Origin of the sequence: Paraburkholderia sp. RL17-337-BIB-A, assembly GCF_046025895.1 — a bacterium.
GTDB lineage: Bacteria > Pseudomonadota > Gammaproteobacteria > Burkholderiales > Burkholderiaceae > Paraburkholderia > Paraburkholderia fungorum_C.
The window spans coordinates 1094531-1119209 of record NZ_JARESY010000002.1 but is presented as its reverse complement, the minus strand read 5'-3'; the positions used below and the strand labels follow the sequence as shown (position 1 = coordinate 1119209).

The following is a 24679-nucleotide window of genomic DNA, read 5'->3' as shown; positions in this document are numbered from 1 at the left end:
AAATTGTTCGGTCTGGCGTGACGGCGATCTGAAACCGCAGGATGCCGATTAACGCCACGAATGCATACATCTTCAGGATATCAATTACTAAAACGAGTGTGGCGCAACGATTGTACATGCCTTACAAAAAGCTACGATTGTTTATATCGTGATTTTTAAATTACCCGGCGGCTTGATACGAAATGCCGCAACATGGCGTCGCAGTGTCATCTTTCCGGTTGACAACACTGCTTTAAGTCTTTCTGTAATCCATATATTCGGCAGCAATGCGTGATATGCGAAAAGCATTAAACGCATACTGCATGGCAGTCCGATAGTGCATTAATTCTTATCGCTGGCATTCAGCGCAATGCAATCGAATCCGTCATTAACACCGATTAAACAAAAATTCAATAGCCGGTGAATTCATGCAATGCGCACCAAATAAAACAGCCCCGTCGCCGGGGCGAAGGGGCTGCTCATCATAGGGTCACGGCCGCGCTATACGCGAAGCCTCAACGCCAAAGACGCTTTGGCGCTCGCCGCGCGAGCGCCAAACCGTTACACACGCTCAATAGCGATCGCGATGCCTTGACCCACGCCGATGCACATCGTGCACAGCGCAAAACGGCCTTGCGTGCGATGCAGTTGATACATCGCGGTGGTCACGAGGCGCGCACCGCTCATGCCGAGCGGGTGGCCGAGCGCAATCGCGCCGCCGTTCGGATTCACGCGCGCGTCGTCGTCCGCAACGCCGAGCGTGCGCAGCACGGCAATACCTTGCGAGGCGAATGCCTCGTTCAGTTCGATCACGTCGAACTGGTCGATGGTCATGTTCAGGCGGGCCAGCAATTTCTGCGTGGCGGGCGCCGGGCCGATGCCCATCACACGCGGCGCGACACCTGCCGTTGCGATACCCAGCACGCGAGCACGCGGTGTGAGGCCGAAGCGCTTCGCGGTTTCTTCGTTGGCAAGCAGCAGCGCCGCTGCGCCGTCGTTCACGCCTGACGCGTTACCTGCCGTGACGGTGCCGTCCGCGCGCACCACGCCCTTCAGTTTGGCGAGCGTTTCAAGGCTGGTTTCGCGCGGGTGTTCGTCTTGCGAGACGGTGATCGGATCGCCCTTCTTCTGCGCGATCGTCACGCCGACGATTTCCTGCGCGAGCGTGCCGTCGCGTTGCGCGCGTGCGGCTTTCTGCTGACTGCGCAGCGCAAAAGCGTCCTGATCGGCGCGGCTGATCTTGTAGTCCGTTGCGACGTTTTCGCCGGTCTCCGGCATCGAATCGACGCCGTACATCTGCTTCATCAATGGGTTGACGAAACGCCAGCCAATCGTCGTGTCGAAGATATCTGCCTGGCGCGAAAACGCGCTGGTGGCTTTGCCCATCACGAACGGCGCACGGCTCATGCTTTCGACACCGCCGGCCACCATCAACGCGGCCTCGCCCGACTTGATCGCGCGAGCGGCAATGCCGACGGCGTCCATGCCCGAGCCGCACAGACGGTTCACCGTCGAGCCCGGCACGCCTTGCGGCAAACCGGCCAGCAAGAGCGACATGCGCGCGACGTTGCGATTGTCTTCACCGGCCTGGTTCGCGCAGCCGTAGATCACGTCGTCGATCGCGTTCCAGTCGACGTCTTTGTTGCGCTCCATCAGCGCTTTGAGCGGCACCGCGCCCAGATCGTCGGCACGAACCGACGCCAGTGAACCCGCATAGCGGCCAATGGGGGTGCGAATCGCGTCGCAAAGGAATGCTTCGGTCATGTGATGTCTCCAGTTGATGTGCTGCGTGCGCTACGCCGAGCGGGGATCGCTTCGCGGCGCCGGCTGCTTGCGCGTGACGCGGCGGGATGCCGTGTGGCATCGACCCGGCGGGCGCGACGGGAACGCCTGCATGGCAACCGTCGCGATAGATCAGCTTAGCGCAGGATGATGAACGATGGGCTCCGACTTGGGGCCGTTTGTTCGATACAAGAACACAAGGTCATATATCGAACAACCAGGCTCGATAATAGGCGTGTGCCGGAAACCCTGTCAAGCGAAGGCCGCCCCGGATCAGGGAATACGTGCAGGCCCGCGGCCTTGGGCAATGGCCGAATAAAACGTCTGAAGATCGACGCGCTTGTGCCGGCAAAGTGCGGTTACACCCGCCGGCACGACGCTTTGGAGCGTTCTGCTGTCCAGCATGGCCGTTGAAACATCAAGCCCGATACGCCGATGCCGCCCTAATCAGCGGATCTGAATCCCCTCGTCCGCGATATAGGCGCGAATCACATCGACGAAGCTGCGATCGCCGTTCAACCCGAGCCGTTCGGCACGCGCGTGGTCCCACTGCCCCGGCCAGCTGCCGACAATCTTCTCCACCCGCGCATCCGGCTCCCACACAATGCGCTTCACGGCCTCGTCGCCCGCCACCTCGCGCAGTGCCGCCACCATCTCGTCGACACTCACCGAAATCCCCGGCAGATTCAACACGCGCTGGTTGCCGAGCGCAGCGGAATCGAGCTCGAGTCCGGCGATCAGGCTTTCGATGGCCTTGCGCGGCGACAGCAGCCACAAACGCGTCGTGCCCGCGACCGGACACACCGAGGTTTCGCCGTTCAACGGCTCGCGAATGATGCCGCTCGCAAACGACGACGCCGCCGCATTCGGCTTGCCCGGCCGCACGCTAATGGTGGGCAGCCGCAACACCCTTCCGTCGACGAAACCCCGCCGCGTGTAATCGTTGAGCAACAGTTCCGCGATCGCCTTCTGTGCGCCGTACGACGATTGCGGATTCAGCGCGGTGTCGTTCTGCACGACCTCGGGCAGATCGCCGCCATACACGGCCACCGAACTCGTGAACAGCACCCGCGGTGTATGCCCGCGCTGCCGGCAGATTTCCAGCAGCAGGCGCGACGCGTCCAGATTGATGCGCATGCCGAGATCGAAATCCGCCTCGGCCTGTCCGCTGACGATCGCGGCGAGATGGAAGATTGCGGCGGTCTTGTCGTCGATCACACGGTCGAGCACGCTGCGCTCGGCGATGTCGCCCACTTCCGTGCGCACGCGGCTGTCGCCGAAATCGCTTCCGTGCACGACGTCGAGCAGCACCAGTTCGGTAATGGCTTGTTGCTTGCCGTCCGCGTCCTTCAAGGAACCACGGGTCAACAGTTCGCGTGCGAGACGCTGGCCGAGAAAACCCGCGCCGCCGGTGATCAGTACTTTCATGATGTGCTTTGTCCCTGGTTTGACGTTGCCCTGGTTTGGCGTTGCCCTGGTTTGGCGTTGCCCCGGTTTGGCCTTGCCCTTTTCTTGTCAGCGAGCGGCATTCAAATATGGCCTGACCCAATCGAGCCCTGCCGACGTGGCGGCCCGCGGCCGGTATTCGCAACCGATGTAGCCGTCATAACCAAGCGTATCGATCAGCTCGAATAGATAGGGATAATTCACTTCGCCGATATCGGGTTCATGGCGCTCGGGCACGCCAGCGACCTGAATGTGGCCGATGCCGGCCATATCGCGCTTGAGCTTCACCGCAAGGTCGCCTTCGACGATCTGGCAGTGATAGCAGTCGAATTGCACCTTGAGATTCGGCGCGCCCACTTCCGCGCAAATCGCCTGTGCATCGTCCTGACGATTCAGAAAGAAACCCGGCATATCGCGTGTATTGATCGGCTCGATCACGACGGTGATGTTTTCCGCTTGCGCGGCCTGTGCGGCATAGGCGAGATTCTTCAGGTACACCTCGCGATGCGCGGCCCGCGACTGATCCGCACCAATCAACCCGGCCATCACATGCAGTTTGCGATTGCCGAGCACGCGCGTGTAATCGAGCGCGGTTTCGACGCTGCGGCGAAATTCGTCTTCGCGACCCGGTAGCGATGCAATGCCGCGTTCGCCCCCGGCCCAGTCGCCAGGCGGCGCGTTGAAGAGCGCCTGCGTCAGACCGTTCGCGTCGAGCCGGGCCTTGATTTCCCCGGCACGGAAATCGTAGGGAAACAGAAACTCCACTGCCTTGAAACCGTCTTTTGCCGCAGCGGCGAAACGGTCGAGGAACGCGTGTTCGTTGTACATCATGGTCAGGTTGGCAGCGAAACGAGGCATGGCGGCAACTCCTTGAAATAATTGGTTTCAGCGTGCGGAAGCGGCGATGAAGGCATGCTCCGCACGCAAGCTTTCTATCTCGCGATTGGTTGGTCGGTCTACCAACGCGCGCCGAACAGCGTCCGCAGTTCGTCGAGCGCCGCATCGTCGAGTGGCGTGGGCCGCGGATTCGTCATCAGCCACAAGCGCGCCGTCTCTTCGAGTTCCTCGAGCGCATACGACGCCTGCGCCACTGAGCGCTCCCATACCACGGGACCAAGGCGCTCAAGTAAAACCGCGCGAACGGTGCCCGCAAGGGCGGCGATCTGCTCGGCCACCTGCGGATCGCCGGGACGCTTGTAACGAATCAGGGGGACGTGACCCACTTTCATCACGTAGTACGGCGTGATCGGCGGTAAAACGTCGTCGTCGCGCCATACGCCGGCGAGCGTCAATGCAACCAGATGCGTCGAATGCGTGTGGACGATGCCGCGCGCCTCGCCGTTGCGCGCATAGATGCCCCGATGCAGCGCCAGCGTTTTCGACGGCTTGCCGCCGGATACCGCATGGCCGTTGAAATCGACCTTGGCGATATCGGCCGGATCGAGCCGGCCGAGGCACGCATCGGTCGGCGTGATCAACCAGCCGTCTTCAAGGCGCGCGCTAATGTTGCCGGCGCTGCCCACCGTATAGCCGCGTTGATAAAGACTCGCACCCGTCACGCAGATTTCTTCGCGCACGCGTGCTTCGTTCGTCGTGAGGAGTGCGGCTGTGCCGGTCATGACGCGGCTCCATCGAAGTGACGCAGTGCCTTTTCGAAGAAGTCGATCGCGCCGAAGTTGCCGGACTTCAATGCGAGCGCGAGCGGTTCGGCGTCCGTCGTTGCCGTGGCGGGTACGCCGGGATCGATCTGCGCGCCGATCCGCAGCGTGCGCACATCGAGCGCCTGCACCACGGCGCCCGAAGTCTCGCCGCCCGCCACCACGAACTTGCGCACGCCGCGCTCACGCAGACCACGTGCGATCGATGCCAACGTGGATTCGACCAGGTGTCCTGCTTCGTTGACGCCGAGTTCGCCTTGCACCGCTTTGACTTCGTCGGGCGTGGCGGTGGCGTAGATCAGCACGGGTTCGCCTTTATCCAGATACGGCTGCGCAAAAGCCAGCGCCTGCTCGACCATCGGCGCGCCGCGCGCCGCCGCAAGCGGATCGATGCGGAACGCGGGCCGGGTTTCGCGCCAGGCCGCCACTTGCGCGTTGGTCGCTTTCGAAGCGCTGCCTGCCAGCACCGCCGACAATCCTTCAATAAGCGGCAATTGCGCGGCATCATTGCCTTGCGCGAGCATGCCGGCGCGACGGAAGTTGCCAGGCAGGCCTAGCGCAACGCCGGAACCGCCCGTGATCAACGTGAGATCGGCACAGGCCTCCCCCAGCACGTAAAGATCGGCGTCCGATACCGCATCGGCGATCACCATTCGCACGCCGTTGCCGCGTAGTGCATCGAACGATTCGCGTACGGCCGACACGCCTTTTGCCACCGTGTCGTAACGCACGAGGCCGACTTTCGATCCGGTTTGCCGCTGGAGCACGCGTACGAGGTTCGCATCGCGCATCGGCGTGAGCGGATGATTTTCCATGCCCGATTCGTTCAGCAACGCATCGCCGACGAACAGATAGCCGCGATAGATCGTGCGGCCGTTCTCGGGAAATGCCGGGCAGGCAATCGTGAAAGCCGTTGCTCCCCCCTCAGCGGACAATGCGTCGAGCAATGCGTCCGTGACCGGACCAATGTTGCCGGCATCGGTCGAATCGAAGGTCGAGCAGTATTTGAAAAAGAACTGGCGACATCCTTGCGCGCGCAACCACTTGAGCGCGGCGAGCGATTGGGCGACCGCCTCGGCGGCGGGAATCGTGCGCGATTTCAACGCGACGACCAACGCATCGGCTTCGACGAGTTCGTTCGATGCGGGCACACCGATCGTCTGCACCGTGCGCATGCCGCCGCGCACCAGCATGTTGGCGAGATCGGTGGCGCCGGTGAAATCGTCGGCGATGCAGCCGAGCAATGCGCGTCTGGACAAAGTGGTCATGGCAGGCTCCCGCGCTTACTTAGCCGCCGGCAAATCGACGCCGGGGAAAATCTTGATCACCGCGGCATCGTCCTCGCCGCCGTACCCCGCGCTCGACGCCATCATGAACATCTGATGTGCCGCCGCCGACAAGGGCAACGGGAATTTCGAACGGCGCGCGGTATCGAGCACGAGGCCCAGATCCTTCACGAAGATATCGACCGCGGAGAGCGGCGTGTAATCGCCTCTCAGAATATGCGGCACGCGGTTCTCGAACATCCACGAATTGCCCGCGCTATGCGTGATGACCTCGTACAGCGCGTCAGGATCCACGCCTTCGCGCAAACCGAGCGCCATCGCCTCGGCCGCCACGGCGATATGCACGCCCGCCAGCAACTGATTGATGATCTTCACCTTCGAGCCCGCACCGTGCGTCGAGCCCAGCCGATAGACCTTGCCGGCCATCGCGGCCAGCACGTCCTCGCACGCGGCATAGGCAGCGTCCGGGCCGGACGTCATCATCGTCATTTCGCCGGACGCGGCACGCGCCGCGCCACCGGACACCGGCGCGTCGAGCATCTGCAAGCCGGCCGCTTCGATGCGCTGGCCGAGGTCGATCGCGAAGTCCGGCGCCACGGTTGCGCTCGCAATCACCACGCTGCCTGGTTTCATCGCCGCGAGCGCGCCTTGCGCGCCGAATAACACCGTTTCGGTTTGCGCCGCATTCACGACCAGCGTGACGACCACTTCGCATTGCGCACCGAGCTCGGCAGGTGACGCACAGCCGACGCCGCCAGCCGCAACGAACGCTTGCAGGATCTCGCTGCGCAGATCGCACGCGTGGACCTGAAAGCCCGCGCGCAGCAGTGAGCGGGCGACGCCCATGCCCATCGCTCCGAGCCCGATAACACCGACATTTCTGGACATGCTCGACTCCAGGTTGGTTAACCGCCAGCGCCCCGGTGGAACCCGGCTCGCCTCTGTTCTCTTCAGTTCAGTTCAATTCAGTCAACACCCGCTTCCGCGAGCCGCCGTGCCGCGTTGTACATGTGGGTGCTCGCCGCATTGCGCGCCGCCAGAGGATCGCCCGCCCGAATTGCCGCGACGATCGCCGCATGCTCGTCTCGCACCTGGCGTGTGAAGTCATCGCGCAGGGCCTCGTTTCGCCGCGTCACCACAGTGCCGGCTTCGAGGTACTGATTCAGGAAGGTGAGCGTCTTGAGGAAATACGGATTGCCGGTGGCCGCGGCAATGACGCGGTGGAAAGCGACGTCTTCGGCGACACCGTTCTCGCCTTCGGCCACCACTTCGTCGATTTTGGCGAGCGCGGCGTCGATCGACATCATGTCCGCGTCGCTACGGTGCATGGCGGCTTCCGAGGCAACTTCCGCCTCGATCGCCCGGCGCAGCGCGAGGATTTGCAGTACCGAGCCCGCTTCGACCGCCTCCGCGTAGTCGATGCGCAGCGGCCGGATCGCGCCGTGCGCGGCGATGAACACGCCGCTGCCCTGCCGCGGCTCGACCACGCCTTCGTTCTTCAGCCGCGAAATCGCCTCACGGATCACCGTGCGGCTCACGCCGAACTGCTGCGCCAGCACCGCCTCGGTCGGCAGCTTGCCGCCGCTCGCGAAGGTGCCTTTGTCGATCTGCTTGAGCAGCTGCTGCGCGACAGTGTCGCTTAGCGCGCGGGCAGGAATCTTCTCGAACATGGATGCCCCAATGGATCATGTTGTCGGGTCATCATACAAATTTTGAAACTTGACTGCATCCATGCAAACCCTGAGTTTTTTTAGCAAAAGCAGGCAAAGTTGGCGAAACAGAACGCTTAAGCTATCGTCACGCCTTTGCGCAGCATCGCGCCGGCTGAATCGCGCGAGCGCTGTGCGCCCTTCTTCGAACGCATCTTTCAAGGTCCATGAGCAAAGCCCTGCCGCCGTCTTCCGCCGATCCTGTCAGCGCCGAACCGGCTGCGGACAAACCGGGCGACTCGTATGTGCAGTCGTTCGCGCGAGGCCTCTCGGTCATCCGTGCATTCGACGCCACCCGCCCCGAACAGACGCTCACTGACGTCGCCGCCGCCACCGGCCTGACCCGCGCCGGCGCACGCCGCATCCTGCTGACCTTGCAGACGCTCGGCTATGTGGAGGCCGAAGGCCGCCTGTTCCGCCTCACGCCGAAGATTCTCGACCTCGGTTTCGCGTATCTGACCTCGATGCCGTTCTGGAACCTCGCCGAGCCGGTGATGGAAAGCCTGTCGGCCCAGGTCCACGAGAGTTGCTCGGCGGCCGTGCTCGACCGCACCGAGATTGTCTACGTGCTGCGCGTGCCGACGCACAAGATCATGACCATCAACCTGTCGATCGGCAGCCGCTTGCCGGCGTATTGCACGTCGATGGGCCGCGTGCTGCTGTCCGCGCTCGACGACGAAGCGCTCGAAGCGACGCTGAACTCTTCGCCGCTCTACGCGCACACGCCGCGCACGGTCACCGACAAGGAAGAGTTGAAAAAGCTGATCGAACAGGTGCGCCGCCAGGGATGGGCGATCGTCGACCAGGAGCTGGAAGGCGGTCTGATCTCGCTGTCCGCGCCGATTCGCAACCGCCAGGGGCGCGTGATCGCGGCGATGAATATCAGCGGCAACGCGCAGCGCAATTCGGCCAGGCAGATGGTGAAGGTGTTTCTGGAACCGTTGCAGCAGGCCGCGCAGACGGTCTCGGAGATGGTGGCGCGGAGAGGGTGATCAGATGCAGGGATCACGATAGAGGCACGCGCTTCTCACGCCTTTCTCACGCGCGCCCGCCACCTGTCCGGATGGCGCCGACCGCGGCCCGCATCCGTTGCAGCGCTCATCGTGGGTCTTCCCCGTCGTCATGGTTGTGTGGCTGAAGGGGGCGAACTTGCCGCCCGTTCATCGGCTCGTCATGCGCAGCTGAGGCGCCTGATTTACACCTCATGCGCTCTTCATTGCCCCAGATACCGCTCCACCAGCCGCGTCCAGAAGGCCGCGCCGACCGGCAGATTGCGGTCGTTGAAGTCGTAATGCGGGTTGTGCACCATGCAGCCGTCCTCGCCCGCACCGTTGCCGATGCGCAGGAACGTACCGGGCCGCTTCTGCAGCATGAAAGCGAAATCTTCGCTGCCCATCAGGATGTCGGTCTGCTCGACCACCTTGTCGTCGCCAACCAGTTCGCGCGCCACTTGTATCGCGAAATCCGTTTCGGCATCCGAATTGATCACCACCGGATAACCTTCAATGTACTCCACCACCGCCTTGCCGCCATAGCTCGCGGCCTGGCTTTCGGCGAGTTCGGTAATGCGCTTCTTAAGCAACGCGCGCACTTCGGGGCTGAACGAACGCACGCTCAATTCCAGCCTCGCGCTGCTGGAGATCACATTGTTCGCGGTGCCCGCATGCATCGAGCCGACAGTCACCACCGCCGGCTGCGACGGATCGACGTTGCGCGCGACGATCGTCTGCAACGCCATCACGATACTCGCTGCCACCACCACCGGATCGACCGTCAGATGCGGACGGGCCGCATGACCGCCGACGCCTTCGATCGTGATGATCGCCTTGTCGCCCGCCGACATGAACGGCCCCTTGCGGAACAGCATCACGCCCGGCTCTTCGCCCGGATGGTTGTGCAGACCGAACACGGCGTCGCACGGAAAGCGCTCGAACAGGCCGTCGTTGATCATCTTCATCGCGCCGCTGTCGATGCCGCTTTCCTCGGCCGGCTGGAAGTACAGATGCACGGTGCCCGAAAAATTGCGCGTGGCGGCGAGGTGTTGCGCGGCGCCGAGCAGCATCGTCGTGTGGCCGTCGTGGCCGCATGCGTGCATCTTGCCGTGCGTGCCGCTCGCGTAGGGCAGACCAGTTTGCTCAATGATCGGCAGCGCGTCCATGTCGGCGCGAATACCAATGCTGCGCGTGCCGTCACCCACCTTCAAGGTACCCACCACACCGGTTTGACCGACGCCGCGCGTGACCTGCCAGCCCCATTGCTCGAGCTTCTGCGCCACCAATGCGCCGGTTTGCACTTCCTCGTAGGCGAGCTCCGGATGGTGATGGATATGATGGCGAATCTCACGCAGGCTCTCGGTTGCAGGCGCCAGGTCGGACACTTCGGTAAAACGCGCGGCTTCGCTCATCTATCGCTCCATGGGAATTCACGCCGCGTCGCGCGGCAAACAGGCTAGCCCTATAGCTACGCCGTTTTGTTCGAAGCCGGCCGGGGTCGACACCGGCCGGCAAAGATCCCATTGTGACAAAGACTGAATTGTTCCGCGACTCTTCGCCGACGAAGGATGCAGTCGGCGCGATCGTCGACGTGGAACACCGCGGCCTGAGCGGGCCGAATTGACAGGCTTACTTTGAGTATGCCGCTTTTACCAGGCTACGTTGTTCGGCCAGGGATTTAATAGCCTTATCAACGTCAACGCTTTCAACGGCCCTGTTGATAGCAGTTATCAGCATCGAATCCGCCTTATCGATGCTTGCATAGTCATTTGTTTGCGTTGATTTTCCGCCATAGTCAGCGGTAAAAATCGTCAGATTCTTTTCCCTCAGCTTGACCGAGGCCCATGCAATCGACTTGCCGCCCAAAACGGTAGCCTGCCCGTCAACCAATAACGCAGCGTTGGCCGCTCTCAATTTTTCGCAGATGATGTCGTAATTTTTAAAATCCCATCCCTGTTCCGTTATGGCTTTATCAACACTGTCGGATGCCGTGCTGTAAGTAACATTGCACGCGTGCGCCTGGAACGTCGCGCCAATCAAGGCGAAAAACATGAATCGCTTAATCATAAAACTCACTCAAGATAAGAATGTAGATATTGAATTTGCGCTTTCTGCGTGACCAATCGAATTGCACTGGCCGGGCCGGCTGGTCCATTCAGTCAGCTAGCCATGGCCCTCGAGGCCGTAGCAATAGCCGTAGGCCTGTTACCCGCGTGCGCACAAATCCGCCTCCGCCTTTCTTATCGGATTCAGTTTGAAAGACTTGAGGGTTAAATGAAAATTTATTCCAAGCGCGGTGAAATCAAGGCACGCCCCGGTCTGGTCGTCGTGCGGCGCATCTCGTTCGAGGCGCGCCAACACCTGTGGCAGCCACTTTATCGAACGTCGGCTTCCGCCTGCAAGAAAGCAATCAGCGCGTGCCCCGCGTCTTCCAGCGCCCCGGAATTGTCGATCGTCGTGCACCGAAGTCCTTCCGGCAACGAGAACGGTGCCCGCCGTGCGAGCCTGGCCGCGACCTGTTCCGCCGACTCACGCGCCCGCGCGCCAAGCCGTGCTGCGAGAATATGCGGCGCGGCGTCGACATGAACGACCTCCGTATGCCGATAACGCGCCAACGTATGCTGCAAATGCTGACGCGATCCGTTGACGACAACCGTGCAACCGCGTGTAAGCCATGCGTCGAGCTCGATACCAATGCCATAGCGCAGCGAGTGGCTCGACCATTCGAGCGCGAACAGACCGAGCACCGAACGCGCCGCGAATTCTTCGACGCTCAGCGCAATATGCTCTTCACCGTTGCCGCTTGGCCGCGTGATGTAGCGATGCGCAAACACAATCGGCTCGCCCATCAGGCGGCTTCGCGCAAAACCCAGCAAGGAATCCTTGCCAGCGCCGGACGGCCCCATTACGTAAATCAAACGGCCTGTCATTGTTATTTCACCTCCTGGGTCTGAAACGGCACACGCTGCCACAAAACGAACGGCACGCCGGGCGCGGGTTCGACAAAGAGCGCAGCGTGATCGATAGTGAGCGGCCCGAGCGCGGTTGTTTGCGCCTGCCACCACGAGACGAGCGTCGCGCGCTCATCCGCATCCGCGAGCGAACTGGACAGCGTCATATGAAAACGGAACTCGTCGAAGACGTACGGATATCCCCATTCGATCAGCAATGCGCGTTGCCGTTCGCTCAACGGCGCGGCGAGACGGCGCGCGAGGTCGGCGGCGGAGGGCGTCGCGCGCAATGGGTGAAGCGTTCGCAGCGCACTGGATGCAACGTGACGAAGGTTCGCTTCGCCATCCTGATCAACAGGACGTAGTGCCACGAAATCGCCGAGCGTCGCAGCTTCGACCGGCAACGCGAATGGACTTTGCGTGCTAGCCCAGTCACGCGTTGCGTCGAGAACATGTTGCTGCGTGACGCCTTCAGCAAGACGAAACGGCGCGACCAGTGTGCCGTGCCAACCATAGCGGCGCGGCGCTTCGGTCAGATCGGCCAGAGGACGCCCCAAGGCTTGCGGTTGCGGCGGCACGCATCGTTCACCGCTTTGCGCGTCACGCCCCAACCACGCCGAACCCACCTGCCACCATACCGACTCGCGCGACGGTGCGTAATACACCGCAAAACGTGCCTCGGCGCTCCAAGTCGCGCCGCTCATACGTCGTGCTCCACCAGCAGTTGCACACGGTCGGCCGCAAAATGCGTAAAACCGTATTTGATCGGCGTGCCTTGCAGATCGACGTCGACGTTTTCGACCCACAACACCGGTTGCTGCCGGTTGATATTCAAACGCCGCGCCACTTCCGGTTCAGGCAACACGCTGCCGATCCGGCTCCACTTGCGCAGATAATCGGTCACGCCGAGTTCAGCCATCGCCCTGGTGGTACTGCCGGTGCGTTCCAGCACTTCCGGCAAGTTCGCAAAGCGCGCGGCCGGATACCAGTTGCGCGCGAATGTGAGCGGCACGCCATCCGACTCGTGCAGCGACTCGATCCGGTAGACCGGCGCGCCTGCCCGCAGGCCGAGCGCCTTCGCAACATTCGGCTCGGCCTTGACGCGCGCGGCCGACAACATCGTGCCCGCCGCCGCCTGATTCTGTTGCTGCAAGTTTTCTGTAAACCGCGTGCGGCGGCCAATCGTATAGTCGATCGCGCCCGGCTGCACGAAGGTGCCACGTCCCTGCTCGACGCTGACGAGGCCCAATGCGGCAAGACCGAGCATGGCCCGGCGCACGGTATGCCGGTTCACGTCGAAGCGTTTGGCCAGTTCGCCCTCGCTCGGCAAACGGCCTTCTTCGCCGAAGCCGCTTGCGGCGATTTCCGTCGCCAGAATTTGTTCGATCTGCCGCCAGACGGCAACGCCCGCGCCGCGTTCGAGCGATGTGCCCGGCGTCGCATTGTCGTTCGATGTCATGGTGCTGTCATTCCCCTGGGTTCAAATATTCACTGTGCCGTGCATTGTAGTGCGCAAGCCGTGATGGAAATATGAAACGGCAACCGGGCGCGACAACGCCCCACAATCATACCTCCAAACGTCTAGACGTTTAGATGAATAGATGGTCAAATGTCCACTCGCTGGATCAACAGGAAATTCGATGAGTGCTACTTCCGCCTCGCCTTCCTCCGCCATGCGGCGCGCCTGGATGGCCGTGCTGGCCCGCACCCCGCGCGCCGATCTCGAAGCCGCGCTGGAACGCGCGCTGCAAGGCGTCCCGCCGCCCCCCTACGACTGGCTGCGGCCACCCGAAATCGGTCTCGCGATGGTGCGTGGCCGCGTCGGCGGAAGCGGCGACCCGTTCAACCTCGGCGAAGCCACGGTCACGCGCGCCACGTTGCGTTTGCGCGCCACGGGTGACGCAAGCGCCGCCGTCGGCGTTGCGTGTCATCTGGGCCGCGACCGTCGCCGTGCCGAACTGGCTGCTCTGGCAGACGCGCTGCTGCAAATGCCCGAGCATCACGCTGACTTACACCGGCAATTGATCGAGCCGTTTGCCGCACAGCAAGCCGCGCAACACGTCGAACGCAGGCAGGACGCCGCGGCGACACGCGTTGAATTCTTCACGATGGTCAGGGGCGATTGATGGACAACTCGCAGATTGCATTGGCTTCATCATTGTCCACGCTAGCACCGGGCTTCGCAGACCCGGTGCACGACACCCAGGCGGTGTTCCGTACCCTGCTCGACGCGCTGTCACGTCCAGGCTCGGTGGGCGTCGTCGAAAACGTTTTGCCGGAAGTGCAGGCCACGCGGGCCGAGCTCGCCGCCTTCGCCGCGCTGCTGACGCTGTGCGACTACGCCACGCCCGTATGGCTCGCGCAAGCCGATACGGCGTTGAGTTCGGCGCTGCGCTTTCATACCGGCGCGCCGCTCGTCAACGAACCCGGGCAAGCCGCCTTCGCCTACATCCACGATGCAAGCGCGATGCCGGCGTTGGAAAGCTTCGCGCTCGGCGCGGCGGAATCGCCTGAGCAATCGGTGACCCTGCTGATCCGCGTCGAAGCGCTGACGGGTGGCGCGCCGGTCGTGCTGAGCGGCCCCGGCATTCAACACACGGCGACGATCGCGCCGCTCGGCCTGCCCGAGCATTTCTGGCGTGAACGCGCCGCTCTCGCGCCGCTCTTTCCGTGCGGCATCGATTGTTATCTCGTCTGCGGCAATACGTTGATCGGCCTGCCGCGCACAACTCAAGCGAAGGTGAACTGATGTACGTTGCCGTCAAGGGTGGAGAACGCGCGATCGAAGCGTCGTGGCGTCTGCTCGACAAGGCGCGCCGCGGCGACACGCGGCTGGCCGAACTCAGCGTCGCGCAGATTCGCGAGCAATTGCGTCTCGCGGTGGCGCGAGTCATGACCGAAGGTTCGGTCTACGACGAAGAACTCGCCGCGCTCGCCATCAAACAGGCCGCGGGCGATCTGGTCGAAGCGATCTTTCTGCTGCGTGCGTATCGCACCACGTTGCCGCGTTTCGGTTACACGCAAGCGATCGACACGGAAACCATGCAAGTGGAGCGCCGCATATCGGCGACGTTCAAGGACGTGCCCGGCGGGCAGTTGCTCGGCGCGACTTACGATTACACGCAGCGTCTGCTGGACTTCGCATTGCTCGCCGAAGGCGATGGCGATAGCGGAATCGATGCGGCCGCAACGACCTCGTCCATTCAAACCGCACAGGCCGCGGCAGAAGCCATGCCGCGCGTGGTCACGCTGCTCGACAAGGAAGGTCTGATCGAGCAGGAACGCCCCACGCCGAACGCGCCGGAACCCGGCGACCTCTCACGCGAGCCGCTCGCTTTTCCCGCGAGCCGCACCACGCGATTGCAGAATCTGGCTCGTGGCGACGAAGGTTTCCTGCTTGCGATGGGCTATGCAACCCAACGCGGCTACGCGCATTCGCATCCGTTCGCCGGGGAGATCCGCTTTGGCGCGATCGCCGTCGAAATGGAACTCGACGAATTGGGCGAAGCCGTTGAGATCGGCGACATCGACATCACCGAATGCCAGATGATCAACCAGTTCGCCGGCAGCGGCAACGTGCCGCCTGCTTTCACGCAAGGCTACGGTCTCGCGTTCGGCCACTCGGAACGCAAAGCGATGGCGATGGCGCTGGTGGATCGCGCGTTGCGTGCTGAGGAGCTTGGCGAAACACTCGCCTCGCCGACGCAGGACATCGAATTCATGCTCTCGCACAGCGATAACGTCGAAGCGTCCGGCTTCGTTCAGCATCTGAAATTGCCTCACTACGTCGACTTCCAGTCCGAACTCGAACTCGTGCGGCGCTTGCGGGCACAGCACGGCGCAGCGGGTAAAAACCAAGGCCAGGATCAGGATCAGCAGGAGCAAGCCGCATGAACGCGCCGGACACATCTCTCGCCACCGCTTCGTACGACAGCGCCGCGGACGGCTACAACTTCGCCTACCTCGACGAGCAGACCAAGCGCATGCTGCGCCGCGCGTTGCTCAAAGCGGTTGCCGTGCCGGGCTATCAGGTGCCGTTCGCCTCGCGCGAAATGCCCTTGCCGTATGGCTGGGGCACGGGCGGCATTCAGGTGACGGCCGCGATCATCGGCAAGAACGATACGCTGAAGGTGATCGATCAGGGCTCCGACGAAACCACTAACGCGGTCAATATCCGCCGCTTCTTCGCGCGCACCACGGGCGTGGCGACCACGCGCCGCACGACTGAAGCGACGATCGTCCAGACCCGCCACCGGATTCCCGAAGCGCCGCTCACCGAGAAGCAGATTCTGGTCTATCAAGTGCCGATGCCCGAACCGCTCTACAAGCTGGAACCGCGCGCTACCGAATGCAAAAAGTTGCACGCACTGGCCGACTACGGCTTGATCAGTGTGAAGCTGTACGAGGACATCGTGCATCACGGCAGCATCGCCACCACGTACGACTACCCGGTGATCGTCAACCACCGCTATCTGACTTCGCCGTCGCCGATTCCGAAATTCGACAATCCGAAGATGCACATGAACCCCGCGCTGCAACTGTTCGGCGCCGGCCGCGAACGACGCATTCACGCCATTCCGCCGTACACGCCCGTGCGCAGTCTCGACTTCGACGATCATCCGTTCGAAGTACAGAAGTGGCAGCACGCGTGCGCACTGTGCGGATCGACGGAAAGCTTCCTCGACGAAATGATCGTCGACGATGCCGGCAAACGCATGTTCGTGTGCTCGGATAGCGACTACTGCCATGAACGCCGCGGCGATCAGGACCTCGAGTTGCCGTCATACGAAGCACGCAAAGGAGAAACCGCATGACGCCGCTGTTGAGCGCCCGTTCGCTCACCAAACAATTTGGCGGCCGCAACGGCTGCAGGAACGTCAGCTTCGATCTGTATCCGGGCGAAGTGCTGTGCATCGTCGGCGAATCCGGCTCGGGCAAGACCACGCTGCTGAATACGCTCGCCCTGAAAACCGCAGCCGATAGCGGCTCGCTCCACTACACGGCCACGCATGGCGAAAAGCTCGATCTGCTCGCCTTGTCCGAACCGCGCCGGCGTTTGTTGATGCGCACCGAGTGGGGCTTCGTGCAGCAGAATCCGCGCGACGGCCTGCGCAGCGGCGTTTCCGCCGGCGCGAATATCGGCGAACCGTTGATGGCCGTCGGTGCCCGCCACTATGGCGACATCCGCCACACGGCGACGCAGTGGATGGAGCGCGTCGAACTCGACGCCACCCGCATCGACGAATTTCCGGCGGCGTTTTCCGGCGGCATGCAGCAGCGTTTGCAGATCGCGCGCAATCTCGTCACCGGTCCGCGCCTCGTCTTCATGGACGAGCCGACCGCCGGACTCGACGTCTCGGTGCAGGCGCGTCTGCTCGATCTGCTGCGCACGCTGACTTCTACACTGCATCTATCGGTGCTGATCGTGACGCACGATATCGGCGTGGCGCGTCTGCTGGCACATCGCTTGATGGTCATGCAAGGCGGCCAGGTGGTCGAGGCCGGTCTGACGGACCAGGTGCTCGACGATCCGCAGCATCCGTACACACAAACGCTGGTTTCCTCGGTTCTGCCGGTTTGAGGCTCACAATGCGATCCATTGAAACAAGCAAGGAATCACACGCCGCTGAACGCGCGTTCATCGAGAATAATGCACTGATGCTGCGCGCGGTCGGCATCGGCAAGACCTTCACGTTGCACGGCCAGGGCGGCGTCCAGATCGAAGCACTCGCGGGCGTCTCGCTCGATGTCGAGCGCGGCGAGTGTGTCGTGCTGGTCGGGCCGTCAGGCGCTGGCAAGAGTACGCTGCTGCGCTGTTTGTACGGCAATTATCTGGCCAGTACAGGCTCCATTGCGATTCGCGACGCGGCGGCGGATGATGGGCGGCCGGTGTCGATCACCGGCGCCGAACCGCACGACGTGCTGCGTCTGCGCCGCGGCGTGGTCGGCTACGTCAGCCAGTTTCTGCGCGTGATTCCGCGCGTGACGACGCTTACGCTCGTCGCCGAACCGCTGCTGTCGCGCGGCGTGGCGGAAGACGAAGCCCGCGCGCGTGCTGCCGCACTGCTGGCGAGATTGAACGTGCCTGAGCGGCTGTGGTCGCTCGCGCCCGCCACCTTCTCCGGCGGCGAACAGCAGCGCGTGAACATCGCCCGCGGCCTGATCGCCGGGCATCCGCTGCTGCTGCTCGACGAGCCCACGGCCTCGCTCGACGCGGAGAACCGCGACGTGGTCGCCGATCTGATCGTCGAAGCACGCGAGCGTGGCGCGGCGATCGTCGGCATCTTTCACGACGAAGATACTCGCAACAAGGTGGCCACGCGCCGCCTCGAACTCCAGCCGCCGGTACGTCACTAACCGACACGGAACGGCACTAAACTGAACCAATGAGCTGAAACACTGGGTCGAAGCACTGCGCTGCAACCCAGAACAGACTACGGAGCAAGTCGATGTTGATCAGGAACGCTCGCATCGTGACGCGAGATGAAGTATTTACCGGCGTGGTACGCATTGAAGACGGCGTGATTCGCGACGTCGAGCGTGGCACGACCTCAGCGCGCGAAGCGGAAGATTGGGACGGCGACTTTCTGTTGCCGGGTCTGATCGAATTGCACACGGACAACCTCGAGAAGCATCTGGTGCCGCGTCCGGGCGTGCAATGGAATACCGATGCCGCGTTTGTGATCCACGACGCGCAAGTGGCGGCGGCCGGCATCACCACGGTGTTCGACGCCCTCGCGATTGGTTCACGCTCGAAAGTAGGACTGCGTGGGCGCGATCAGCAAACGCAATGCGCCGAAGCCCTCACGCGCTTCTCCGAGCGCAAGCTGCTGCGCGCCGAACACTTTCTGCATCTGCGCTGTGAAATCGCCACCGCCGACGTGGTCGAGATGTTCGATTCGTTGTGCACGCATCCGTTGCTGCGGCTTGCGTCGGTGATGGATCACACGCCCGGCCAGCGTCAATGGCACGATCGCGACCAATGGCGGCGCTTTCAGGAACGCAACGGCAAATTGACCGACGAACACGTCGCAACCGCGCTGGTGGAACTGTCGGTCGAGCAGGAACGTTATGCCGATGCGCACCGCCGCGAGATCGTCGCGCGCTGCAAGCAGCTCGGCATTCCGGTGGCGAGCCATGACGACACGCTGATCGAGCACGTCGAACAGGCCAAGGCCGAGGGCATCGTGCTGGCCGAATTCCCGACCACCCGCATCGCCGCCGAGGCGGCCCGCGAGCACGGCATTTCGACCATCATGGGGGCGCCGAATATCGTGCGCGGCGGCTCGCATTCGGGCAACGTGTCGGCGCTCGAACTGGCGAAGGCCGATCTGCTCGATATTCTGTCGTCGGATTACGTGCCGTCCAGTTTGATGACGGCCGTGTTCGAGCTGGTCAGTAAAGCCGGCTGGACCCTGCCGCGCGCCATGGCGACCGTCTCCGCCGAGCCGGCCCGCACGGCGGGCTTGCATGACCGCGGGGCGATCGAAACGGGTTTGCGTGCGGACTTCGTGCGCGTCACCATGCTCGACACACTGCCGGTGCCGCGCGCGACGTATCGCGCCGGCGTGCGGATCGTCTGACGATTATTGTGTTCACGTCTCGCTGGGTGCGGGCAGCAGCGGTTCCACCGCGGCCCAGCGCGTCCAGCGGGGAGTCTTGTCAGGCGCTTCGACGCGTAGCGTGCGCGAGCCGTCGCCAAAGACCAGCGATTCGATATTGAATGCGCTCCCCGCTTCAGTACCGGATTCGACGCCGGCTTCAATGCCCGCTTCAATGCCCACCTCGCGCACGTGTCCCGATTGATAGGTGAAACTGAGGTTGCCTTCGCGCAGCAACTCGAGATAGGTGGCGAAGTCAGTGGTCGAGGAACGGGTGGCCCAACGATTCAGGAGGGTGGCGGCGATTTCGGCGTCGTACATTCTGTACCTCTCTGGACATATGCCGTAACCCGACTATAGCCGAAAAGTAACTAACGTGCTGCACCGCAGCATACCGGTTAAATGCAAAAGCGCGCCGCCTCAGGTCGATAGCGGCACGCGCTCCGGTTCGTCCGCTTCAAACCACGCGGGATTGCGCTCGGCAATCGGACCGAGCGACATCAGAATCTCGCGCAGATGGCTGCGCATCGCCTCTTCGGCGGCGCTCGGGTCGTGCGCGCGAAGACCTGCGAGAATTTTCGCGTGCTGCTTGATCAGCAGATCGAGCGGCGATACGTCAGGCAAACTCAAATAGCGCACCCGATCCATCTGCGCTTTGATGTCCTGAATCGTTTCCCATGCCGCCGTGCAATCGATCGCCTGGGCAATCGCGTAATGAAACGCCTCGTCGAGCGCGAGGAAAGCAGCGGTGTCGTTCGATTTCGCCGCGAGCTTCTGGTCGCGAAGATTGTCGGCGAGTGCCTGCAATTGCTGGTCGGTGATCGACACGGCTGCCTTGCGCACCACCGCCGTCTCGATCGCTTCGCGAATGAAGCGCCCTTCGCGCACCTGGCGCGGCGAAATACGCTTCACAAAGGTGCCACGCTGCGGCAATACCTGCAGCACGCCCGCTTCGACCAACTTGATGAACGCCTCCCGCACCGGCTGCCGCGACACCTGAAACATGTCCGACACTTCCTTCTCCGAGAGCGGCGTGCCTGGCACCATCTGGCCGACGAAAATCGCCTGACGCAGCGCACGGAAAATCTGCTTGCCGATCGGCTCGTGCGAGTCGAACGAGACGCTAGCGGTCAGATCCGGCAGTTCGACGCGCGTGCCGGCCTGTACGCTCGCGCGGCGCCGTGTGCGGGGCGCGACGCGCGTGGCGTCGGAGGAGAAAGAAGACGCGTTGGCGTGGAGGTTCTTGGTCGGCATCGGCAAAGCAGCGAATAGCAGCGAAGGAATTGCGAGGGAGACGGCACACCATGAATACCACCATGGATATCCAATCAGATGTGCCGCACCATACTACCATGCACGTTTCATCTTCAACGCACTCACGCGCGGCTCGCGAATCCACACTAACGAACAGACCGCGCCGAGTACGGCAATCGCCCCCGCCAGCACGAATGCGCTGGCGTAATTACCGTGCGTGGCTTCGACAATGAAGCCGGTCACCGCGGGTCCGATCACGCCGGCCAGATTCGCCAGCAGGTGCACAAAACCGCCCACGCCGCCGACGTGTTCGCGCGGCACGGTGTCCTGAATCACGGCCCAATACACCGCGCCGGTCACATACAGAAAGAAGATCGACACCGACATCAGCGCGACCGCGCTCTGGGTACTGGCGACGCGCCCGGCCAATGCCACGCACACCGCCGCCGCGCCCAGACAGCTAGCCAGCACGATTTTGCGCGACAGCAGCGGCTTGCCGGTCAGGCGCAAGATCAAGTCCGAGATGAAGCCGCCCGCCGCGAGCCCGATGCTGCCGAGCAGCCACGGAATCACCGTGGCGAAACTCATATCGCGCAGACTCAGATGATGCGCTTCGGTCAGATAGGTCGGGAACCACGACAGGAAGAAAAACAGCACGTAGTTGTATGAGAAGAATGCGAAGGCCGTGGCAAGAATGATCGGCTTCTTCAGGAAGTGCCGCAGGCCGAGCCGCTCGCCGTCGGCTGAATGCGCGATCGCATGTTCGTCCGCTTGACCGGCGCGGATGAGCGCGATCTCGTCAGGCGTGACACGCGAATTTTCGTGCGGGTGTTCGGTGGTCGTTGCCGCCCACAGGACGAGCCACAAGAGTCCCAGCAGCATGATCGCGACAAAGGCCCAGCGCCAGCCGAACTGCACCGCCATGAAGCCCACCACCGGACCTGCCAGCGCGCCGCCGAGCGGCGTGCCCGAACTGATCACGCCGATTGCGCTCGCGACTTCCTTGCGCGGGAACCAGTTGTTGACCATCTTGCTGTTCGACGAACTGAACGGCCCTTCACCCATGCCGAACAGCACGCGCAGCACGATCAACGAACCGATGCCGCTCGCCAACGCGGTCGCGCCGCAAAACACGGACCACACGCCCATCGCGGTGCCGAACACGCGTTTTGCGCCGACCTTGTCCGACAGCACGCCGCCGACAAAATTGAACAGCGCATAGCCGATGAAAAAGCTGCTGAACACGATGCCCATCTGCGCATGCGAGAAATGCAGGTCTTTCTGGATCAGCGGTGCGGCAATCGACAGCGCCGCGCGGTCGAGATAGTTGATGACGCCGGCCAGAAACAGTAGCGCGACAACAAACCAGCGTTGACTCTTGATCATCAGGTGTCTCCTTCGGGTCGCCTCTTGGTGGGCGTTTGAATAGCTCAAGTCGCTTGAATGGCTTCGAAAGGCGCGGCGGATAGATGCAACGCCTTATGCCACGGTCGAAATTCAGTCGAAGTTCAGATGCACTTTCATCGACTGCGAGCGGTCGAGCGCCACTTCGAACGCATGGTTCGCCTCGCTCATCGCGAACGCATGCGTCATCAGCGGTCGCAAGTCGACCTTGCCGGAGGCGATTTCATCGGCGGCGACAGCGTATTCGCTCGTGAAGCGGAACGAGCCCTGATAGCGGAGTTCTTTCGACATCACGAGGTTGGCCGCCACCGGCGATTGGCCGGCCGGCAGATTGCCGACCTGAATCACGGTGCCGCCCGCGCGCGCCGCGCGCAGCGCCGTATCGAGACCGGCGGGACTGCCCGATGCTTCGATCACGACGTCGAATGTGCCGCGATGTGCGGACCATTGATCGATCGTGGCGCTATCCGTGGCGTTCACGGTCTGATCCGCGCCGAGTTGCTGCGCGACCTGCAACGCGCGATCCGAAAGATCCACCGCGACCACGCGATGAGCGCCGGCGCGGCGCGCCACACTCAGCAGAATGCAACCGATCGGTCCGCAACCCACCAGCAACACACTCGCGCCAACCAGCGAGCCGGCCTGCTTCACCGCATGCAACGCGACGGCGAGCGGCTCGGCCATCGACGCCTGCGCAAAATCGACACCATCCGGCACAGGTACGCACTGCCGCGCCGCGACGACGATGTATTGACGGAACATGCCTTGCGTGTGCGGGAACGTCGAGGCACTGCCCATGAAGCGCATGTTCAGACAATGATTCGGCATCCCACCGACGCAGAAGCGGCACGTCCCGCAGGCTAGCCCCGGATTGACGGCGACGCGCTGTCCGGGCGTCAGGCGATGCTCAGCGCTCACGCCCTCGCCGAGCGAATCGATTTCGCCGGCCACTTCGTGTCCGAGCACGAACGGCTCGCGCACCGCGAAATCGCCGCTCCTGCCTTTGAAGTAGTACGACAGATCCGAGCCGCAAATGCCACCGGCGCGCACGCGGACTCGCACCTGGCCGGGGCCGGGCTCGGGTGGCTCGACTTCGTCGATACGGATCAGTTTGGGTTCGTGAAGTACGGCTGCGAGCATGATGGACTCCGGTGTGGCAAAGGTCGCGCGCTCAGTGACGCGCGACGAAAGACGAAGAAGAGGATGCAGACGAAGACGAGAGCGGCCGGGCTGCCGGATGCGCTTCTACCGGCTCGCCGCCGCCCCAATCATGGAGATCGCCGCCGCGGCGCAGAGGCGCGGTTTCCGGCAATGCGAAAAGCGACACAGCCGACACGATCCCGAGCACGGCCACGTAGACGATCAATGCAAGCGAATTGCCATGTGCCACCTGAATCAGCTTGACGGCCAGCAGGCCGAGTATGCCGCTGCCGAGCAACGAGCCAATCTGCCAGATCAACGCGATGCCGCTGCACCGCACGCGCGCGGGAAACAGTTCGGGGAACAGTGCCGCTTGCGGGGCATAGCAAAGACTGTGGCCCACGCTAATGGCGAGGATCATCACGAGCTGGATCGCCGCGCGATTGCCGCTATCGATCGCCATGAAGAACGGCACCACCAGCGCTACGTGCAACAACGCACCCGCGATAAAGGTTGGACGCCTGCCGATCCGATCGGACAGCGCGCCGGCGAGCGGAATCGTCACGAGCTCGAGCGCCACCGCGACGATCACCGTTTCCAGCAGCATGCTTTGCGCGATACCGTGTGCTTTGCCGTAAGCGAGCACGATCATCGTGTACATCGCGAAGGCGCAAGCCTCGATCAACTTGGCGCCGACGCCTTTGACGATGATCGGGCCGAACTGCCGCACCACTTCCACCACCGGGCGCGAAGCCACTGCCTTGGTACGCTGGATCGTGGCGAAGATCGGCGACTCCTCGGTGCGCAAGCGGATATACAGGCCCACGGCGACCAGCAGCGCGCTGGCGAGAAACGGAATGCGCCAGCCCCAGTCGAGCAATTGCGCCGGCGTCAACGTCGCGGAGAGCAGCGCGAACAGGCCCGATGGAATCAGGAAGCCGGCCGGTGCGCCCAGTTGCACGAGGCTCGCGAAGAAGCCGCGCCGCACAGGCGGCGCGTATTCCGCGGTGAGCAAGACAGCGCCCGCCTGCTCGCCGCCCACGCCGAAGCCTTGCAGCACGCGGATCACGATCAGCGCGACCGGCGCCCAGATACCGATCGACTGATAGTCCGGCAACAAGCCGATCGCGAACGTCCCCAACCCGACAATCAGGATCGTCACGATCAAGGCCTTCTTGCGGCCGACGCGATCGCCGAAATGACCGAAGACGATGCCGCCCAGCGGACGCGCCAGAAAGCCGACCGCGTAGGTCGCGAAGGCGGCGAGCGTGCCGATCAGCGGATCCGTGGAGGGAAAGAACTTCTGACCGAACACCAGCACGGCGGCCGTGCCATAGACAAAGAAGTCGTAGTACTCGGCCGCGGTGCCGATGGTCGAGGCGAAGGCCACCCGGCGCAGCATGGCGGTGCTGGCCGGCGCGGCGGCTTGCGGACGTGCTGGGTTCACGCGTGTCTCCATGATTTTTTAATTGGGTTG

24 protein-coding genes and 1 pseudogene are annotated in these 24679 nt (G+C 62.8%); 8 read left to right on the top strand and 17 right to left on the bottom strand.

Annotated elements, in window-relative coordinates:
• Positions 1–540 precede the first annotated feature (540 nt).
• The 7 genes from pcaF to P0D84_RS25955 form a co-directional block, all read right to left on the bottom strand.
• Positions 541–1743 carry a 3-oxoadipyl-CoA thiolase gene (pcaF, locus tag P0D84_RS25985; RefSeq protein ID WP_408341527.1) on the bottom strand — a complete coding sequence of 401 codons (1203 nt, stop codon included), beginning with the start codon at positions 1741–1743 and terminating at the stop codon, positions 541–543.
• 465 nt (positions 1744–2208) lie between these two features.
• A complete protein-coding gene (denD, locus tag P0D84_RS25980) occupies positions 2209–3189 on the bottom strand; it encodes a D-erythronate dehydrogenase (protein ID WP_408341526.1) in 981 nt (326 codons plus the stop codon).
• 87 nt (positions 3190–3276) lie between these two features.
• Positions 3277–4065 carry a 2-oxo-tetronate isomerase gene (gene otnI / locus P0D84_RS25975; RefSeq protein WP_408341525.1) on the bottom strand — a complete coding sequence of 263 codons (789 nt, stop codon included), beginning with the start codon at positions 4063–4065 and terminating at the stop codon, positions 3277–3279.
• Positions 4066–4163: 98 nt separating this feature from the next.
• Positions 4164–4826: a 3-oxo-tetronate 4-phosphate decarboxylase gene (otnC, locus tag P0D84_RS25970; RefSeq protein ID WP_408341524.1), complete on the bottom strand. Its 663-nt coding sequence runs from the start codon at positions 4824–4826 to the stop codon at positions 4164–4166.
• Complete coding sequence (gene otnK, locus P0D84_RS25965; protein WP_408341523.1) at positions 4823–6133, bottom strand: 3-oxo-tetronate kinase; 1311 nt, start codon at positions 6131–6133, stop codon at positions 4823–4825. The genes otnC and otnK overlap by 4 nt, the downstream gene beginning before the upstream one ends.
• Positions 6134–6148: 15 nt before the next feature.
• On the bottom strand, positions 6149–7105 hold the full coding sequence (gene ltnD, locus P0D84_RS25960) for an L-threonate dehydrogenase (RefSeq protein WP_408346004.1): 957 nt from the start codon (positions 7103–7105) through the stop codon (positions 6149–6151).
• An 11-nt stretch (positions 7106–7116) separates the two neighbouring features.
• Complete coding sequence (locus P0D84_RS25955) at positions 7117–7821, bottom strand: FadR/GntR family transcriptional regulator (protein WP_408341522.1); 705 nt, start codon at positions 7819–7821, stop codon at positions 7117–7119.
• Positions 7822–8027: 206 nt separating this feature from the next.
• Between P0D84_RS25955 and P0D84_RS25950 the strand changes: the two genes are divergently transcribed.
• Positions 8028–8852: an IclR family transcriptional regulator gene (locus tag P0D84_RS25950; RefSeq protein ID WP_408341521.1), complete on the top strand. Its 825-nt coding sequence runs from the start codon at positions 8028–8030 to the stop codon at positions 8850–8852.
• Between the two features lie 221 nt (positions 8853–9073).
• Here P0D84_RS25950 and P0D84_RS25945 read toward each other — a convergent pair whose 3' ends face one another.
• The 5 genes from P0D84_RS25945 to phnF form a co-directional block, all read right to left on the bottom strand.
• Entirely contained in the window at positions 9074–10264 is a 1191-nt protein-coding gene (locus P0D84_RS25945) for a M20 aminoacylase family protein (RefSeq protein ID WP_408341520.1), read from the bottom strand.
• A gap of 217 nt (positions 10265–10481) precedes the next feature.
• Complete coding sequence (locus tag P0D84_RS25940) at positions 10482–10919, bottom strand: hypothetical protein (protein WP_408341519.1); 438 nt, start codon at positions 10917–10919, stop codon at positions 10482–10484.
• 308 nt (positions 10920–11227) lie between these two features.
• On the bottom strand, positions 11228–11782 hold the full coding sequence (phnN, locus tag P0D84_RS25935) for a phosphonate metabolism protein/1,5-bisphosphokinase (PRPP-forming) PhnN (RefSeq protein WP_408341518.1): 555 nt from the start codon (positions 11780–11782) through the stop codon (positions 11228–11230).
• 2 nt (positions 11783–11784) lie between these two features.
• Positions 11785–12507 carry a DUF1045 domain-containing protein gene (locus P0D84_RS25930; RefSeq protein WP_408341517.1) on the bottom strand — a complete coding sequence of 241 codons (723 nt, stop codon included), beginning with the start codon at positions 12505–12507 and terminating at the stop codon, positions 11785–11787.
• Complete coding sequence (gene phnF / locus P0D84_RS25925; protein ID WP_408341516.1) at positions 12504–13262, bottom strand: phosphonate metabolism transcriptional regulator PhnF; 759 nt, start codon at positions 13260–13262, stop codon at positions 12504–12506. Before phnF ends, P0D84_RS25930 begins: the two co-directional genes overlap by 4 nt.
• Positions 13263–13443: 181 nt before the next feature.
• Between phnF and phnG the strand changes: the two genes are divergently transcribed.
• The 7 genes and pseudogenes from phnG to P0D84_RS25890 form a co-directional block, all read left to right on the top strand.
• Complete coding sequence (gene phnG, locus P0D84_RS25920) at positions 13444–13929, top strand: phosphonate C-P lyase system protein PhnG (protein ID WP_408341515.1); 486 nt, start codon at positions 13444–13446, stop codon at positions 13927–13929.
• Entirely contained in the window at positions 13929–14552 is a 624-nt protein-coding gene (gene phnH / locus P0D84_RS25915) for a phosphonate C-P lyase system protein PhnH (RefSeq protein WP_408341514.1), read from the top strand. Before phnG ends, phnH begins: the two co-directional genes overlap by 1 nt.
• Positions 14552–15697 carry a carbon-phosphorus lyase complex subunit gene (locus P0D84_RS25910; protein ID WP_408341513.1) on the top strand — a complete coding sequence of 382 codons (1146 nt, stop codon included), beginning with the start codon at positions 14552–14554 and terminating at the stop codon, positions 15695–15697. The genes phnH and P0D84_RS25910 overlap by 1 nt, the downstream gene beginning before the upstream one ends.
• A complete protein-coding gene (locus tag P0D84_RS25905; protein ID WP_408341512.1) occupies positions 15694–16617 on the top strand; it encodes an alpha-D-ribose 1-methylphosphonate 5-phosphate C-P-lyase PhnJ in 924 nt (307 codons plus the stop codon). Before P0D84_RS25910 ends, P0D84_RS25905 begins: the two co-directional genes overlap by 4 nt.
• Positions 16614–17384: a phosphonate C-P lyase system protein PhnK gene (gene phnK / locus P0D84_RS25900; RefSeq protein ID WP_408341511.1), complete on the top strand. Its 771-nt coding sequence runs from the start codon at positions 16614–16616 to the stop codon at positions 17382–17384. The genes P0D84_RS25905 and phnK overlap by 4 nt, the downstream gene beginning before the upstream one ends.
• 8 nt (positions 17385–17392) lie before the next feature.
• A complete protein-coding gene (phnL, locus tag P0D84_RS25895) occupies positions 17393–18160 on the top strand; it encodes a phosphonate C-P lyase system protein PhnL (RefSeq protein ID WP_408341510.1) in 768 nt (255 codons plus the stop codon).
• An 89-nt stretch (positions 18161–18249) separates the two neighbouring features.
• Positions 18250–19386, top strand: a pseudogene (locus P0D84_RS25890) (alpha-D-ribose 1-methylphosphonate 5-triphosphate diphosphatase); the annotation flags it as partial.
• Between the two features lie 12 nt (positions 19387–19398).
• Here the strand turns inward: P0D84_RS25890 and P0D84_RS25885 are convergent.
• The 5 genes from P0D84_RS25885 to P0D84_RS25865 form a co-directional block, all read right to left on the bottom strand.
• Entirely contained in the window at positions 19399–19725 is a 327-nt protein-coding gene (locus tag P0D84_RS25885) for a hypothetical protein (protein ID WP_408341509.1), read from the bottom strand.
• A gap of 99 nt (positions 19726–19824) precedes the next feature.
• Entirely contained in the window at positions 19825–20658 is an 834-nt protein-coding gene (locus tag P0D84_RS25880; RefSeq protein WP_408341508.1) for a GntR family transcriptional regulator, read from the bottom strand.
• A gap of 93 nt (positions 20659–20751) precedes the next feature.
• Positions 20752–22044, bottom strand: a complete 1293-nt coding sequence (locus tag P0D84_RS25875; RefSeq protein WP_408341507.1) for an MFS transporter — start codon at positions 22042–22044, stop codon at positions 20752–20754.
• A gap of 111 nt (positions 22045–22155) precedes the next feature.
• Positions 22156–23202, bottom strand: a complete 1047-nt coding sequence (locus P0D84_RS25870; RefSeq protein WP_408341506.1) for an L-idonate 5-dehydrogenase — start codon at positions 23200–23202, stop codon at positions 22156–22158.
• Between the two features lie 31 nt (positions 23203–23233).
• Positions 23234–24649, bottom strand: coding sequence for an MFS transporter (locus tag P0D84_RS25865; RefSeq protein ID WP_408341505.1), 1416 nt, complete (start codon positions 24647–24649; stop codon positions 23234–23236).
• Between the last annotated feature and the right edge of the window lie 30 nt (positions 24650–24679).

Excerpts from the sequence above, each read along its gene's own strand:
- phnH (WP_408341514.1), top strand. The coding sequence starts at position 13,929 with ATGGACAACTCGCAGATTGCATTGGCTTCATCATTGTCCACGCTAGCA.
- phnN (WP_408341518.1), bottom strand. The coding sequence starts at position 11,782 with ATGACAGGCCGTTTGATTTACGTAATGGGGCCGTCCGGCGCTGGCAAG.
- otnC (WP_408341524.1), bottom strand. The coding sequence starts at position 4,826 with ATGACCGGCACAGCCGCACTCCTCACGACGAACGAAGCACGCGTGCGC.
- phnK (WP_408341511.1), top strand. The coding sequence starts at position 16,614 with ATGACGCCGCTGTTGAGCGCCCGTTCGCTCACCAAACAATTTGGCGGC.
- otnI (WP_408341525.1), bottom strand. The coding sequence starts at position 4,065 with ATGCCTCGTTTCGCTGCCAACCTGACCATGATGTACAACGAACACGCG.
- P0D84_RS25955 (WP_408341522.1), bottom strand. The coding sequence starts at position 7,821 with ATGTTCGAGAAGATTCCTGCCCGCGCGCTAAGCGACACTGTCGCGCAG.
- P0D84_RS25885 (WP_408341509.1), bottom strand. The coding sequence starts at position 19,725 with ATGTACGACGCCGAAATCGCCGCCACCCTCCTGAATCGTTGGGCCACC.
- denD (WP_408341526.1), bottom strand. The coding sequence starts at position 3,189 with ATGAAAGTACTGATCACCGGCGGCGCGGGTTTTCTCGGCCAGCGTCTC.
- P0D84_RS25880 (WP_408341508.1), bottom strand. The coding sequence starts at position 20,658 with ATGCCGACCAAGAACCTCCACGCCAACGCGTCTTCTTTCTCCTCCGAC.
- P0D84_RS25870 (WP_408341506.1), bottom strand. The coding sequence starts at position 23,202 with ATGCTCGCAGCCGTACTTCACGAACCCAAACTGATCCGTATCGACGAA.
- P0D84_RS25875 (WP_408341507.1), bottom strand. The coding sequence starts at position 22,044 with ATGATCAAGAGTCAACGCTGGTTTGTTGTCGCGCTACTGTTTCTGGCC.
- P0D84_RS25905 (WP_408341512.1), top strand. The coding sequence starts at position 15,694 with ATGAACGCGCCGGACACATCTCTCGCCACCGCTTCGTACGACAGCGCC.
- P0D84_RS25945 (WP_408341520.1), bottom strand. The coding sequence starts at position 10,264 with ATGAGCGAAGCCGCGCGTTTTACCGAAGTGTCCGACCTGGCGCCTGCA.
- otnK (WP_408341523.1), bottom strand. The coding sequence starts at position 6,133 with ATGACCACTTTGTCCAGACGCGCATTGCTCGGCTGCATCGCCGACGAT.
- P0D84_RS25930 (WP_408341517.1), bottom strand. The coding sequence starts at position 12,507 with ATGAGCGGCGCGACTTGGAGCGCCGAGGCACGTTTTGCGGTGTATTAC.
- P0D84_RS25910 (WP_408341513.1), top strand. The coding sequence starts at position 14,552 with ATGTACGTTGCCGTCAAGGGTGGAGAACGCGCGATCGAAGCGTCGTGG.
- P0D84_RS25950 (WP_408341521.1), top strand. The coding sequence starts at position 8,028 with ATGAGCAAAGCCCTGCCGCCGTCTTCCGCCGATCCTGTCAGCGCCGAA.
- pcaF (WP_408341527.1), bottom strand. The coding sequence starts at position 1,743 with ATGACCGAAGCATTCCTTTGCGACGCGATTCGCACCCCCATTGGCCGC.
- P0D84_RS25940 (WP_408341519.1), bottom strand. The coding sequence starts at position 10,919 with ATGATTAAGCGATTCATGTTTTTCGCCTTGATTGGCGCGACGTTCCAG.
- phnF (WP_408341516.1), bottom strand. The coding sequence starts at position 13,262 with ATGACATCGAACGACAATGCGACGCCGGGCACATCGCTCGAACGCGGC.
- phnL (WP_408341510.1), top strand. The coding sequence starts at position 17,393 with ATGCGATCCATTGAAACAAGCAAGGAATCACACGCCGCTGAACGCGCG.
- phnG (WP_408341515.1), top strand. The coding sequence starts at position 13,444 with ATGAGTGCTACTTCCGCCTCGCCTTCCTCCGCCATGCGGCGCGCCTGG.